Annotated in this window: 12 protein-coding genes; 5 read left to right on the forward strand and 7 right to left on the reverse strand. The window is 30.5% G+C overall.

All coding sequences use genetic code 11. The features are described 5' to 3' along the window. Nucleotides 1-42 precede the first annotated feature (42 nt). The 5 genes from WHD07_RS00195 to WHD07_RS00215 form a co-directional block, all read right to left on the reverse strand. A complete protein-coding gene (locus WHD07_RS00195) occupies nucleotides 43-1,671 on the reverse strand; it encodes an acyl-CoA carboxylase subunit beta (RefSeq protein WP_343329548.1) in 1,629 nt (542 codons plus the stop codon). A gap of 121 nt (nucleotides 1,672-1,792) precedes the next feature. Then, a complete protein-coding gene (locus WHD07_RS00200) occupies nucleotides 1,793-6,361 on the reverse strand; it encodes a T9SS type B sorting domain-containing protein (protein WP_343329549.1) in 4,569 nt (1,522 codons plus the stop codon). Nucleotides 6,362-6,494: 133 nt separating this feature from the next. Continuing rightward, complete coding sequence (locus WHD07_RS00205; protein WP_343329550.1) at nucleotides 6,495-7,340, reverse strand: ABC transporter permease; 846 nt, start codon at nucleotides 7,338-7,340, stop codon at nucleotides 6,495-6,497. A 60-nt stretch (nucleotides 7,341-7,400) separates the two neighbouring features. Continuing rightward, nucleotides 7,401-8,300: an ABC transporter ATP-binding protein gene (locus WHD07_RS00210; protein WP_105048209.1), complete on the reverse strand. Its 900-nt coding sequence runs from the start codon at nucleotides 8,298-8,300 to the stop codon at nucleotides 7,401-7,403. Between the two features lie 149 nt (nucleotides 8,301-8,449). After that, nucleotides 8,450-8,953, reverse strand: coding sequence for an IS1096 element passenger TnpR family protein (locus WHD07_RS00215; RefSeq protein WP_343329551.1), 504 nt, complete (start codon nucleotides 8,951-8,953; stop codon nucleotides 8,450-8,452). Nucleotides 8,954-9,024: 71 nt separating this feature from the next. On the opposite strand from WHD07_RS00215, the gene WHD07_RS00220 reads away from it, so the two are divergent. Further along, on the forward strand, nucleotides 9,025-9,441 hold the full coding sequence (locus WHD07_RS00220; protein ID WP_105048210.1) for a PaaI family thioesterase: 417 nt from the start codon (nucleotides 9,025-9,027) through the stop codon (nucleotides 9,439-9,441). Between the two features lie 58 nt (nucleotides 9,442-9,499). Beyond that, on the forward strand, nucleotides 9,500-10,504 hold the full coding sequence (locus tag WHD07_RS00225) for a chorismate-binding protein (RefSeq protein ID WP_245893474.1): 1,005 nt from the start codon (nucleotides 9,500-9,502) through the stop codon (nucleotides 10,502-10,504). 142 nt (nucleotides 10,505-10,646) lie between these two features. Here the strand turns inward: WHD07_RS00225 and WHD07_RS00230 are convergent, their stop codons facing one another. Both WHD07_RS00230 and WHD07_RS00235 read right to left on the reverse strand, forming a co-directional pair. After that, nucleotides 10,647-11,024, reverse strand: coding sequence for a PUR family DNA/RNA-binding protein (locus WHD07_RS00230; protein WP_105048211.1), 378 nt, complete (start codon nucleotides 11,022-11,024; stop codon nucleotides 10,647-10,649). 81 nt (nucleotides 11,025-11,105) lie between these two features. Next, entirely contained in the window at nucleotides 11,106-12,860 is a 1,755-nt protein-coding gene (locus tag WHD07_RS00235; protein ID WP_343329552.1) for an ABC transporter ATP-binding protein, read from the reverse strand. Between the two features lie 194 nt (nucleotides 12,861-13,054). Between WHD07_RS00235 and nusB the strand changes: the two genes are divergently transcribed. Genes nusB through yajC form a run of 3 tightly spaced genes read left to right on the forward strand, consistent with a single transcriptional unit; the run spans nucleotide 13,055 to nucleotide 14,832 of the window. Further along, nucleotides 13,055-13,993, forward strand: a complete 939-nt coding sequence (gene nusB, locus WHD07_RS00240; RefSeq protein WP_105048213.1) for a transcription antitermination factor NusB — start codon at nucleotides 13,055-13,057, stop codon at nucleotides 13,991-13,993. A gap of 51 nt (nucleotides 13,994-14,044) precedes the next feature. Further along, nucleotides 14,045-14,512: a DUF1573 domain-containing protein gene (locus WHD07_RS00245; protein WP_343329553.1), complete on the forward strand. Its 468-nt coding sequence runs from the start codon at nucleotides 14,045-14,047 to the stop codon at nucleotides 14,510-14,512. Further along, nucleotides 14,512-14,832 carry a preprotein translocase subunit YajC gene (gene yajC / locus WHD07_RS00250; protein ID WP_343329554.1) on the forward strand — a complete coding sequence of 107 codons (321 nt, stop codon included), beginning with the start codon at nucleotides 14,512-14,514 and terminating at the stop codon, nucleotides 14,830-14,832. The genes WHD07_RS00245 and yajC overlap by 1 nt, the downstream gene beginning before the upstream one ends. Nucleotides 14,833-14,934 lie beyond the last annotated feature (102 nt).

The raw sequence follows: 14,934 nt of genomic DNA on the forward strand, positions 1-14,934 counted from the left end.
ATTTATAGTTGTTGTTAATATAATAAATGTGATTGTAGAGAATTATACTTGTAAAATTCCCATATTAAATTGTTTTTCAATAGGAGCGTGGTTTGCTGCTTCAATACCCATAGAAATCCAATCTCTAGTTTTTAGTGGATTGATAACCGCATCGGTCCATATTCTTGCAGCAGCATAATATGGCGAAATTTGTTTGTCGTAACGCGATTTTATTTTGTCGAATAACTCCGCTTCTTTTTCTGGGGTTATTTCTTCGCCACGTTTTTTTAGGGAAGCCGTTTCTATTTGTAGTAAAACTTTAGCCGCAGAATTTCCGCTCATAACGGCTAATTCTGCACTTGGCCACGCAACAATTAATCTTGGGTCGTAAGCTTTACCACACATGGCATAATTACCTGCTCCGTAAGAATTTCCAATAATAATTGTAAATTTAGGCACCACAGAATTACTAACAGCGTTTACCATTTTAGCACCATCTTTTATAATGCCTCCATGTTCTGATTTTGAACCTACCATAAAACCAGTAACGTCTTGTAAAAAAACCAATGGAATTTTTTTCTGATTACAATTGGCAATAAAACGGGTAGCTTTATCTGCAGAATCATTATAGATTACGCCACCAAATTGCATTTCTCCTTTTTGCGTTTTTACCAACTTACGTTGATTGGCAACAATACCAACTGCCCAACCATCAATTCTGGCATAACCCGTTAAAATAGTTTTTCCGTAACCTTCTTTATATTGTTCAAATTCAGAATTGTCTACCAAACGTTTTATGATTTCTAACATATCATATTGAGCGTTTCTTTCTCTAGGTAGAATTCCGAAAATATCATCTTCATTTTCTTTTGGCGGAAAAGCTTCGGTTTTACTATAACCTGCTTTGTCATAATCGCCAATTTTATCAACAATAAATTTTATTTTGTCTAATGCGTCTTTATCGTCTTTAGCTTTATAATCTGTAACTCCAGAAATTTCGCAATGTGTTGTTGCGCCTCCTAAAGTTTCATTGTCTATAGATTCGCCAATTGCAGCTTTTACAAGGTAACTTCCGGCAAGAAATATACTGGCAGTTTTATCAACTATTAAAGCTTCATCACTCATTATAGGTAAGTAAGCACCCCCTGCAACACAGCTTCCCATAACTGCAGAAATTTGTGTAATGCCCATGCTACTCATAATGGCATTATTTCTAAAAATACGTCCGAAGTGTTCTTTATCAGGGAAAATTTCATCTTGCAAAGGCAAATAAACGCCAGCAGAATCTACTAAATAAATAATTGGTAATTTGTTTTCTATAGATATTTCTTGTGCTCGTAAATTCTTTTTTCCAGTTATAGGAAACCAAGCACCTGCTTTAACTGTAGCGTCATTGGCAACAACAATACATTGTTTTCCTTTTATGTATCCTATTTTTACAACAACACCACCAGAAGGACAACCGCCGTGTTCTGCATACATATCTTCACCTGCAAAAGCACCAATTTCTATAGATTTAGCATTATTGTCTAAAAGATAATCAACACGTTCTCTTGCGGTCATTTTACCTTTTTGGTGAAGTTTATCAATTCTTTTTTGACCTCCACCCAATTTTACTTTGGCAAACCTTCTTTTTAAATCTGATGCAAGAAGTTTATTGTAATCTTCGTTTTTATTGAAGTTTAAATCCATAGAAATTTTGTTCTTATTTTTTGTGCTAAAATAAGAAATATTCTTTTGATTAAAAGGCTAAAAAAGCATCCGTAACTATTTTATAATTATGGATGCTTTTATGTTTAAACTATAATTTCTCTTACCTTAATAGCGAAAAATGTCCTTTTTTAAGAATAGGCATTTTATTAGGGTCTATTGGTATGAGTTGTACTGTAAACCAATAATCATCAGAAGGTAATGTTTTACCACTATAAGTTCCGTTCCAACCCTCTCCGTTTATGGTTGTTTGGGCTATTAATTTACCATATCTATTAAAGATATTAATGCTACTATTTGGTTGATAAAAAGAATTATTTGCGCCTTTTATTACCCATGTTTTGTTTTTTTGACCATTGGGCGTAAAGAATTTTGGGAATTGAATAACAGAAACAATTAAAGAAGAAGAACCGCAACCATCTTTGTTTTCTACAATAATTTTATAAACTCCTCCTTCTATATTATTAAAAATATTACTGTCTTGAAAAGCACGAACAGTCATTCCGTTTTCATCTTCTAAAGCGTATTGAAACTCTTCATTAATTAAAGGATTTATAGGGATGTTTATAAGAATACTTAAATTAGAACTGATGCCAGAAGTATCATCTGTAACGGTAACAAAACTATTTTCTAAGGTTTCAAAGTTAGATTTTAAAACAACAATAGTTCTGGCTCTAGAGCAAGTTGTTGTTGCTCTGCTAAATGCAGTTACCGTATATTCTCCTTGTTCACTTATTAATAGAGTTGAACTATTTCCACCAACAGTATTGCCTGCTTTGTCTGTCCATTTATAATCGTAATCAGCTTTAAAAATACTTTGAACTTCTAAGGTATATGGAAGGTTTTTAGCACAAATAATAATAGGAGCATCAGGAGATTCTCCTTCAACAGAAAATTCAGGGATTTTATTTACTTCTAAATAAAACTCGCCAATACCCTGGCAATTGTTATTTGTTTTACTAATTAATTTGTAAAAAATAGGAATTGGACTACCTGCATACGGATTGTTTTTGTTTCTATAATTTGCTAAGTTTTGTGTTTCTGTAATTTTATTTATCGATTTTGTTCTATCTTCATCAGTCTCATAAAATTCTATTTTTTTATCAGAATCGGTAGTAATTTTAGCAGGAACGCCACTTAAATCAAAAAAAGTAATCCCGTCAGTGTCAGAGTTATCTGTAGTGTTGTTTCCTTCGGCATCTAAAAAATCATCGCATTCATAAAATGTGTCTTCAAAAGGTTCATTTGGAGTGTAGCTAACTGTTAAATCAATTTTAGAAATGGTATAACAACCTGTTGTGTTAGAGATTGTTCTAACCCAAGCTTCTCCGTTTGCCGCTACAAAATAACTTGTTTTATCACTAACTTCTGGTGTACCGTTTTCTGCATCAATTCTAGTTTTAAAATATTTAAAAGAATGATCTGTATCTTTAGAAATACTTATTTCTGCTTCTGTAAGGTTAAAAGTTGTTTGAAGGTCTGAATTAGTATCGCATTGAAACAATGCTGCCGGATTGTTTAAAACTATTGGTTTAGGAGTTACGGTTAATGTAATAGGGGTAGTAGTAAGGCCACAACTATTACCAGTTCTAGTTAAAGCCACTCGATATTGATAATTATTATAAGAAGATGGAGTGTTTGTAATTTCTAAGGAATTTGTGTTGCTTCCTAGATAAACTGCATTGTCTGTAATCGTATTCCAAGTTGTACCATCATCTGTAGAAAGTTCCCATTGAAAACCATCTGCTGTAGAATCTATAGTTATACTATCTGTAGCACTTTCACAAAAAGTAACATCAGTAAATGGCGTAATTAATTCAATTGGAGCACTTGTAATGTAATCTGAATTAGGGTTTGTGTATCCGTCATCAGGGTTTTTTACTTTTCCGTTTTCATCAACTGAAAAGGAATTTGCAAAAAGAATTCCATCATTATTATAGTCTGTAAAACCAGCTTCAATAACATCATTACAACCATCATTATCAGCATCTAATTCTAAGAAATTAAAGACGTTATCTCCATCAGTATCTGCAATTGTATATTTTAAAGAAAGAGTTTGTACTGTGGTGTCATTTTCTAGAGAATCTGCCAATCCATTTTTGTTGATGTCTATAAAAGTATCTATAGTTCCATTAAAATCAGCATCTAAACTATGGTTAGCTTCTGTTGCGTCAAAAATACCATCATTGTCCGCATCGTAGTCTAAATAGTTTTTAACTCCGTCATTATCGGTGTCAATATTTGTAATCAGACCATTAAAAGCATCATCTAAACCATCTAAATTTGCATCTATTTTTAGAAGTGTAATTTGTGGTGATGAAGCCTCATAAATATCTGGTATCCCATCATTATCAGTATCTAAATCAAACATATCTTCAATTCCATCGCCATCAGAATCTCGGGAGAAACACGTTAAACCGATGGTTCCGTTAAAAGTAGAAATATCACTACTAATGTTGTTGTAATGCTCAAAAGAAATGTTTTTAATTTGATGGGCTACAAATTGAAACGTACTTGTGCCACCAACAAGATCTGTTTTAAATTTAAATTTAATAACTGAGGAAGAAAATTGAGTGAAACTATCTTCGAACTCATCATCAAAATTAGAGTCTATTAAAATTTGATTGTCAGGATCTACTAAGGTGATGTTTTTGTCTGCTTGTGATAGTTTTAGAATAAAATATTCGTTATCAGATATGGTATGATCTGTTGTTATGTTTTGAGTTAATTTAAAGTTGATATTATCATTAAAATCTAATTTGTATTTAGCATTAGATGTTGCCCCTGCAGTTGCGGTAGAAATAAAGTTACCCGTTGTATCTCCTGTAAAAGTTGTGTTTTCTGAAGTTAAACTAGCAGAAACTGCTGTTAAATTATTTTCTACAGTTGGATTGTTTATATCTGATAAATCAATGATTTTATTACCTAAAGATTCATCACAATTTAAAATTCCGTCGTTGTCAATATCAACGTCTATATTGTCTATAATACCATCTTTGTCATAATCATCAGGACAAATACTAATTGGTATTTCTACGGAAATAAATTCTGTACCTGTACATATAACTTTACCAACTAATCTGTATCTACCAGGTTCTGTAGCTAAAGGAGTATAAGTGTTGTCGGTACTTTTTGTTACCCAATTTAAGGTAGTTTCATTATACAATTGCCATTGTATACCACCATCAAATAATTCGGTATTTGCAGCTTCTAATTTTAAATCATTACCTAGACAGTTTCCTAAAGTTTCTATGCTAACGTTAAAATTAATTTCTGGTTTAGAAGGAAACCCTGAGTAAAAGCCACCAGAAGTAGCTGCACCGTTTCTATTAAAGTAAGAGCAGTAGAGTTCTGTTGCAGCATCACCAATTAAACTTTTTACGGTAACGTTTCCAGAAAGATTTGTTACTTTATAAGTTACATAATTACCATTACCAATAATGTCTTTTGGACCATCGATTGTATGGTTTGTATTTGTAGAGTTTTCTTCAATAATTAGTGTTGCTCCTTTTTTTGTAACTATAGAAACTCCTCCATCAAATGTATTAGAACCTATTTTATCTATATTAGGAATATTATCTACAAAGCCTGTGCTTTCGCAATTTAAAGGCGGGACAAAAAATAAACCTTGGTTTGCAGCACTATCATTTGCACCAACACCTTGATAAGCAAATACGGGTTGTGAGGTTTTTACATACATGTTTCCATTACTAGCATATTCATCACCTTCTATTACATACCATTCTCCTGCTTTTGCTATGGTGGTTTTTGGAGTTAAATTGCCATTTATAAATACCTCTGTATTGTTATGATGTGCAACAATTAGTATGTTTTCCCAAGCGTTTTCTCCATCACCTTTTACAAAAATATATTCGTTTCCAATTTTTTTAGCATCAACAATTTGGTCTATCCCATAATCTCTAAGGTTGGTAGGAGTATGAAAAGTACCCGTTGCAGAACCAGAATTTACAACAATAGGTTTGTTTTCATCGTCAGATTTTATTAGCGTACCTAATAAATCACTAGGAGTTCCACCTCTATCAAAAGAAACCGATACAATAAAACTTTCACCTTCATTTAAAGTTTTTGTAAAAGGAACAGAACCTGCATAATTGTTAATGGTAATACCGGGAGTAAAATCATCAAAAGTTACATTTGTATTATTCTCTGTAGCCATCACTGAAACAAAATTTAAATGCGCGCTCGCAGGGTTTGTGCTAGGGAAGCCTCCCATTCTAAATTCTGTGCCTAAGGCAGAAAGCCCTTTACTTACAATGGCAGATGCTTGATTTCCTCTACCAGAAGAAATCATTCTTACAGAAACATAAATAACATCATTGGCTTCAATAATGTATCCTTTATCGTTTATTATGGTAGCTGTTCTTTGTGGGCTTTGAAATAATTGGTCACCAACAGCTTTTGATGTTGTAGAAAAAGGAGAGGTATTAGAAACGGTACCTGTAATTTCTTCGGAAGCAGGTTTTCCTATTGGTTTTATCGTAAAAGAAACATTACTACTTTTGGGTGTAGAAATATAAATGTATTGATTATCAATAGCTTCATCACTTGTAATTGGCGGTAAATAGTGCTTTTTACTTAATTGAGCATTTATACTTTGAAATGTAATAAGACTGATAAAAATGAATAAACCTAATAAGAAACTTTTGCGCATTGTAATATTAAATTAAGTATTAATATTATTTGTGGTTAATCAATTTTAACAACAGAATAATCTAAAGGCAAATTACAAAAGTTTATTGAATGTTTTTGTTTTTTTAAATTAGAAAAAAATAAGTTTATAGATGTTATAAGTCTCTCTTTTTTAGTAGTCTATAAGAGCTGTAAATAAAAATAAATGTCCAAGCACAAACTATTAGAATTGTAGAAAAATCTACATCATAACTTTTAGTGAAATTTTCGCCTACTTGGTTTGCAATAGATTTAACAGCGCCTAATCTAGAAAAAGGTTCTTTTATTAAGTTAGATAATGCTTCTAAAGGTAGAAATTGCATAATACTATTTACAGATTCTGAGGTGTTTTCTGCACCCCTAAAAGTCCAAAATAGATACCCTTTAAACATGCTTTCTCCTATTAGCCAAACTACCATGGCACCCACAGCAAAAGCAGAACGTTTTACCAAAATACCAAAAAATAAGCCCATAGAAAAGAAGCCAACTAGTTTGATAAAAAAGGCTATTAAGTACTCTAAATTTGTGGTAATGATAGAGAGTTCATTATAGTCTGAATACATTAAACCTAAAATTAAAGAAACTACAAAAACAAATAATGTTGAAATTAATGAAAATACAACTACGGTATAAAACTTAGAAAGGATAAATTCTTTTTTACTTAAACCATCAATTAAATTCTGTTTTAAAGTTTTGTAACTATACTCATTCGCCATCATAGAAACAATAACCAATAATAAGAAAAACTTTAAAATGGAAGCCATATACGTGTTAAAATGCCAGATATATGGAAAATTAAAAATGCCCATATCGGCTAAATGGAATTTAATTGGACCAATATCAAATTTTATGGCAGCAATTAAGGCAATAGAAGTAAGTAACCCAAAGTATATAAGTGATAATACTTTACTGGCTCTATTGTGTTTAAGTTTATGAAATTCTATAGTTAGTAGTCTTAACATGACGTTGTGTGTTTTTTATTTTAATTTATTCTCTACTGCGCTAGAATAGATCTTTTATGGTTAGTTATTGTTGGTTAAATCTAAGAATTGTTGTTCTAAACTTGGTTTACGCTTTACTAAGTGAGATAAAATAATTCCTTTTTTAAAGAGGAATTCATTTAGTTCTGTAGCAGAAATGGGATTGCTTAACGTAGCAATAATCGTTTCGTGGTCTTTAGTAACCTTGCCAATTGCTGGGTGTTCTTCTAAAACGGATAGTAATTTTGTTTCATCAGTTGCTACTTTTAATTCGAACAAACCGTTAGAGGCTGTCATTTCATCTACACGACCTGCATATAATTTTACACCTTTTCTAATAACAACAACATGAGAGCATACTTTTTCTACTTCATCTAAAAGATGAGACGCCAATAAAATGGTGGTTCCGTTTGCTGCAATGGTTTGTATTATTTGACGAATTTCATGAATTCCTTGTGGATCTAAACCGTTTGTAGGTTCATCTAAAATTAATATTTCAGGATCGTTTAATAGGGCAGAAGCAATTGCTAAACGTTGTTTCATCCCTAAAGAAAAGGTACTAAACTTGCTATCTTTTCTGTCAAAAAGGTTAACAATAGTCAGTTTTTCGTTAATTTTTTCTGTTGATATTTCTTTGATTTTACAAATTAAAGCTAAGTTTTGAGTAGCCGTCATGTAAGGATAAAAATTAGGACGCTCTATAATTGCACCTACTTTTTTTAAGGCTTGATGTGTAGATAGTTTTCCGTTAAACCAAGAAAACTCACCAGAAGTTCTGTTAACAACATTTAAAATAATACCTAAAGTGGTAGATTTTCCACTTCCGTTTGGACCTAAAATTCCGTAAACATTTCCTTTTTCTATATCAAAAGAAAGATTGTTTACTGCATGAACTTTTCCGTATTTTTTATCGAGATTTTTAAGTGATAAGATAGTTTCCAAAGAAATTGATTTAGTCGATTATGAATGTAAGACGACTAAAATACAATTTTGTTACTTCTAAAATGTGTAATTGTTAAAAAGTGTAATTGTTTAACTGTAAAAAACGATTAACAGTAAACCAATTAAACAGTTACACGCTTAAACTTTTTTTAGTATTCGTTATAATCGAAATCATCATCAAAATGACCAAATTCATCATCAAGGTCTTCTTCATCACCAAAACCACCGTCTAATTTTTCTGCAACAAATTCTTTTTCAGGAGCTTCACTTGGTATTTCGCCAACAGTTAAAATAATTTGCGGTAAATCTTCTTTTTTCTCGTTAGAAACCTCCAAAACTTCAACATAGAAAGTCCACATTTTTAAGAAATCGTACACGTAAATTAACTTGTTGCTTTCTTCTGGTAAAGTATCCTGTAAAATACAATTTTGCATAGAAATACCTTCGCCAACTTCTTCCATATTAAATAACGGAATTTCTTCACCTTGCGTCCATTCATCATCGGTTCTGTAAAAAGAAGCCATTTCTTGACCTCCAAAACCAAAAGATTTAGCAATTGTGGCATGTAAATCTTCTAAATTTAAGTTGTTGTCAACTAAAATTGTTCTAATTACATCTTCTTTAGTGTCTAAAATTACGCGTATTTTGTACATGAAATGGATAAATTTTTCTGTGGCAAAAATACAAAATTTTATATGTACTTTTACCATATAATCTAAATGATATGGATACAACTGCAATTTTAAAAGCGTTTAACGAGAGTTCTAAAAACACGTTAATGGAAACGCTTGATATTGAATATGTTGCTCTTGGTGATGATTTTTTAACAGCAAAAATGCCTGTAAATTCTAGGGTTCATCAACCTTATGGGCAATTGCATGGTGGGGCAACTGCGGCTTTAGCAGAAAGTGTTGGTAGTGCAGCTTCTAATTTTTTTATTGATAGTAAAACCCAGTTTGTAAACGGAATTCAATTATCTATAAACCATATAAAAAGCAAGCGAGAAGGTGTTGTTTTTGCCACCGCAAGGAATATTCATAAGGGTAGAACCACGCATTTATGGGAAGTTACAATTGTAGATGAAAATGACGATTTAATTTCTGTAGCTAAAATGACGAATATTGTTTTAACTAAAAAATAATTTATACTTCACATTGAATACCCTTTTTAATAAAATTGAAAAACATTACAAAAGCAAAATGCCTTTTGTAGCCTATAGAAAACCAAATTCATTATCAATTTCTGGTTTTTTTATGGATGACAACACCTTAAATTTTACTTCAGAATTTATAGAAACCGGATTTGTCTTTGCGCCTTTTAAAAGTGAAGAAAATGCTGTTTTATTTCCTCTTAAAAATGCAGAATTTATCAATGAGCATATCTTAATAGAAGAAGATTTTTCTTTTAATACTATTTTTGAACATGCTACTAATTCTGATAAAGAAAAACACATTCACCTTGTAGAAAAAACGCTCGATGAAATTAATAATAATGAGCTTAAGAAAGTAGTAGTTTCTAGAAAAGAGGAAGTTTTATTAAGTGAGTTTGATGTGTTAATTACATTTAAAAAACTTTTAAAAACCTATGCAAATGCATTTGTGTATGTATGGTTTCATCCAAAGGTTGGTTTGTGGTTTGGCGCCACACCAGAAACGTTGTTAACTATTTCTGATCATAATTTTACAACAATGTCTTTGGCAGGAACTCAAGTTTATGTGGATACTAATGAGGTTATTTGGAAATCGAAAGAGTTAGAAGAACAGCAATTAGTTACAGATTTTATTCAAAATCAATTAGAACCAATAACAAGTAATTTAAAAATTGATAAAACAGAAACTGTAAAAGCAGGGAACTTATTACATTTAAGAAGCAGCGTAGAAGGTCATTTAAATAAGAGTTCAAATTTAAAAGAATTGATTAGAAAATTGCATCCAACGCCTGCGGTTTGTGGTTTGCCTAGAGAAAAGGCAACTTTGTTTATCAACCAAAACGAAAATTATAAAAGAACATTTTATACTGGTTTTTTAGGTGAATTAAATTTTGAAGATAAAAACTCATCACTTTTTGTAAATCTAAGGTGCATGTGTATAGATGGTAAAAAAGCTTTTGTTTATGTAGGTGGTGGTATAACTAAAGATAGCAATGCAAAAAAAGAATGGGAGGAAACCGTTGCTAAAACAACAACTATTAAAAAAGTACTCTAAATATATCAATAAAAAAACCATAAGTATAACAACTTATGGTTTTTAGGTGTAAAATAATTTGAATTTAAATAGTTCTTTTTACTTATCGTTTTTCTGAATTTTAGTATTCATTTAAGCCAAAGTAAAAAAAGGTTGGTAACCTTTATATATCATCAAAAGAAACGTCTGTAAAACTTTCTGTAGATTTTTTAACGTCTGTAGTTTCAATTTCTTCTTCCTTTTTAAAGTCTTTTTGATGGCGTTCACTAATTACTTCGCTACCTTTTTCATTTAAAATGTAATCTGTTGCTTTGCCTAACATTTCTTGAAAATCAGTAAAATCTTCTTTGTAAAGGTAAATTTTGTGTTTTTGGTAGTGAAAGCTACCATCATCATGTGTAAACTTTTTACTTTCTGTAACAGTTAAGTAATAATCATCTGCTTTTGTTGCTCTTACATCAAAAAAGTAAGTTCTTCTTCCTGCTCTTAATACTTGTGAAAAGATTTCTTCTTGTTCAACTCTCTCTGCTCTCTCTGCCATAATTCTTTTAAAATAGTAATTATAATATGTTTTTTATACTTAACAAATCTAACAAAATATTTTATGTAGCAATGTTAAAGATTAAATTTCTTTTTCTAAAAGTTGTTGATCATACAAGTTTTTGTAATAACCCTCTTGTGTTATTAGTTGATTATGAGTTCCTTGTTGTATGATTTTACCATCGTCTAAAACAATAATTTTATCAGCATTTTTAGCAGAAGATATTCTATGACTAATTATAAAAGTGGTAATATTTTTAGAGATTCGTTCTAGGTTAGATAATATTTTTTCTTCTGTTTCTGTGTCTACAGCAGACAAACAATCATCAAAAATTAATATTTTAGGTTTTTTAATAATTGCTCTAGCAATAGAAACACGCTGTTTTTGTCCGCCAGAAAGGGTTACCCCACGTTCACCTAAAACGGTTTTATATCCGTTAGGAAAATCGACAATGTTTTTATGTACATCTGCATTTTTGGCTGCGGTTATAATTTCTGCTTCGGTAGCATCATCTTTACCAAATTTAATATTGTCTTCGATACTTTCTGAAAACAAAAATGGGTCTTGAGGTACAAAACCAATCTGACTTCTAACATCATCTAAATTGGCATCTTTAATAGGCGTGTCGTCTAACAAAATAGTACCTAGTTTTGTGTCGTATAACCTTGATATGAGTTCGATAATAGTAGATTTACCAGAACCTGTTCTTCCTAATATTGCAATTGTTTCTCCCGATTTTACAGAAAAATTAATGTTTTTTAAAGCGGTAATATTGGTGTCATCGTAGGTAAAGGTAACATCTTTAAAGGTAACATTTCCTTTTAATGTAAATGGAGCAGTATTTGTATTTTGTATTTCTGGTACTTGCTGTAAAAATTCATTAATTCTTGCTTGCGAAGCTTCCGCTTGCTGTACCATAGAAGTTACCCAACCTACAACGGCAACGGGCCACGTTAAAATATTTACATAGAGCATAAACTCAATGATAACTCCAATAGGAATTTCGTCATTAATATATAATTTTCCTCCAACATAAATAACAATAATGTTACTAATACCAATTAACAAAATCATTAACGGAAAAAATAAAGCATTTGCTTTTTGCAGGTGAATGTTCTTTTCTTTGCTTTCATCTGCAATTTTATCAAAGTCTTTAATAATAGAAGCTTCAATTCCGTATGATTTAACCACATTTATACCTGAGAAAAATTCTTGGTTAAAGGTGGTTAATTTTGATAAATATTGTTGAACAACGGTACTTCTTTTATGTATTACTTTGCTTAACACAAATATAGAAATAGATAATAAAGGAAAAGGTATTAACGTATACATGGTTAGTTTTACGTTGATGCTAATCATTTGTGTAAAACCTACCGTAAAAGTTACAATCATATTTAGGCTATACATAACAGCTGGCCCAACATACATTCTTACTTTAGAAACATCTTCAGAAATTCTGTTCATTAAATCACCCGTTCTATTTTTCTTGTAGAAATTAAGTGATAGTCTTTGGTATTGTTGATAAATTTCATTTTTGAGATCGAATTCTATCAACCTAGAAGTCACAATAATAGTTTGTCTCATTACAAAAGTAAAAAAACCAGATAGTACGGCAACACCTACAATTATAAGTACATTTATTAATAATTGATGTTGTACGGTTTCTAAATTAGTAACGACTCCGTTTTGATAATCTTCAACAATATTTAAAGAATCACCTACAATTTGAGGGATTTTTAAGGCTAAAAATTTGGCTAAAATGGTAATTAAAATACCAATTAATAATCGCCATTTATATTTAGAAAAGTACTTATTTACGTGTTGTAATTCTTTCAACGAATAATGAGTTTTAAAAAAAATAAAATTACAACTATTATAATGTTTGTAAATTATTTTTTTGTTAAAAAAGAGAAAGCACGAAGATACAAGAATCAGTATAAAATTTATTCTTAAAAAAGAATTAAAACGTGGTAGTAGAAAAATAAAATAACACTATTTTTGCAGCAAATTATATATAAGTTCTTTAGAAAATGATTAACAGAAGACATATTCGAGTTAAAGTAATGCAATCTGTGTACGCAATGTTACATTCTTATAATGATGATATCATTAAAGAGGAAAAATTTTTAAAACATAGTATTTTAAAAATGTACGATTTGTACGTTTTAAATTTATTGTTGTTGGTAGAGGTACAGAAATTAGCAGCAAAAAAAATAGCACTTTCTAAAAAGAAAATTCTTGCCACCAAAGAAGATTTAAATCCAAACAACAAATTTTTAAACAATAAACTAATCAACCTAATTGCAGAAAGCGTTAGTGTAGAAGGGTATGTTGAGTTAAATGATTTGAGAAATTGGGAAGAAAATGATGAGTACGTAAAAATTATTTATGACCAATTGCAAAATAGCGATTTGTATAAAAAATATTTGGCTACAGAAGCAGATTCTTACAAAGTAGATAAGACTTTTGTTATCGATTTCTTTAAAGAAATTATTGCTCCGAATGAAAAATTAGGGGAGTATTTTGAAGATACTATGATTTCTTGGTCAGATGATATTCCTTTTGTAAACACTTGGGTTGTAAAAACATTAAGTAAGCAAAAAGAGAATGCTATTTTTGTTTTAGGAAAGCTATATAAAGACAAAGATGATGAAGAGTTTGTATCCAAAATGTTTAGAAAAACAGTTTTAAAAAATACAGAATACGAACTAATTATTGAAGAGAAAACGCCAAATTGGGAAACCGATAGAATTGCAGATATGGACATGATTCTAATAAAAATGGCCGTTTCAGAATTTCTTAATTTTCCTTCTATACCAACCCGAGTTACTATTAATGAGTACATAGAAATTTCTAAGGATTATTCTACAGAAAAAAGTAGCTATTTTATTAACGGAGTTTTAGATAAAATATCGAAGGAATTTGTAGAAAATAAAAAAATTGTTAAAATAGGAAGAGGATTACTCTAAACCATTGTTTTAGATAATATATTTATTATTTTTACACAAAATTAAATCATAATGAAAAAAATAACAATTTTATTAGCTTTTGTAATTACAGCATCTTTTTTTACAGCCTGTAAAGATGGAGGAAATGTTACTTCTAAAATTAACAAAGAAAATTTAGATAAAGCTGCCTCTAGAGATAACGAAATTAAAAAAGGAACAGCTTTAATCTCTCTAGACAAAAAAGTGTACGATTTTGGTACTGTAAATGAAGGAGATATTGTAGAGACTACTTTTTTAGTTACCAACTCTGGTAAAACAGATTTAGTAATTACCAATGCACAAGGATCTTGTGGATGTACGGTTCCTACTTGGCCTAAAACACCAATTAAACCAGGAGAAACTGGTAAGGTTGATGTAAAGTTTAATACAAACGGTAAGCCAAATAGACAACAAAAAACAGTAACTTTAACTACAAATACAGAAACGGGTAGAGAAGTATTAACGTTAAAAGGTTCTGTAACACCAAAAGCAAAAAAATAATGATATCAACTGTAATATTTTTACAAGAAGGAGCAGGTAGTTTAATGAGTATGTTACCTTTTTTAGCAATTATTATTGTGTTTTATTTCTTTATGATAAGACCACAAATGAATAAGCAAAAAAAGGAAAAAGCTTTTCAAGCTGAAATTAAAGTTGGTACAAAAGTGGTAACTTCTAGCGGAATACATGGTAAAATTGCTACTATAAATGCTGCAGATAATACTGTTACTATAGAAACAGGAGCCGGTAAAATTAAGTTTGAACGCTCTGCTATTTCAATGGAATTAAGTAAAAGGTTTTTAGAGCCAGCTAAAAAATAAAAATTAAGTTTTTAAAGTATTAAGTGAGCTTTGTCTTTTTAGATACTGCTCACTTTTTTGTTTACAAGCTTTTGTGTAGATTGCATTAAATTCAACTATTAC

The organism is Polaribacter staleyi (genome assembly GCF_038024045.1).
Lineage (GTDB): Bacteria > Bacteroidota > Bacteroidia > Flavobacteriales > Flavobacteriaceae > Polaribacter > Polaribacter butkevichii.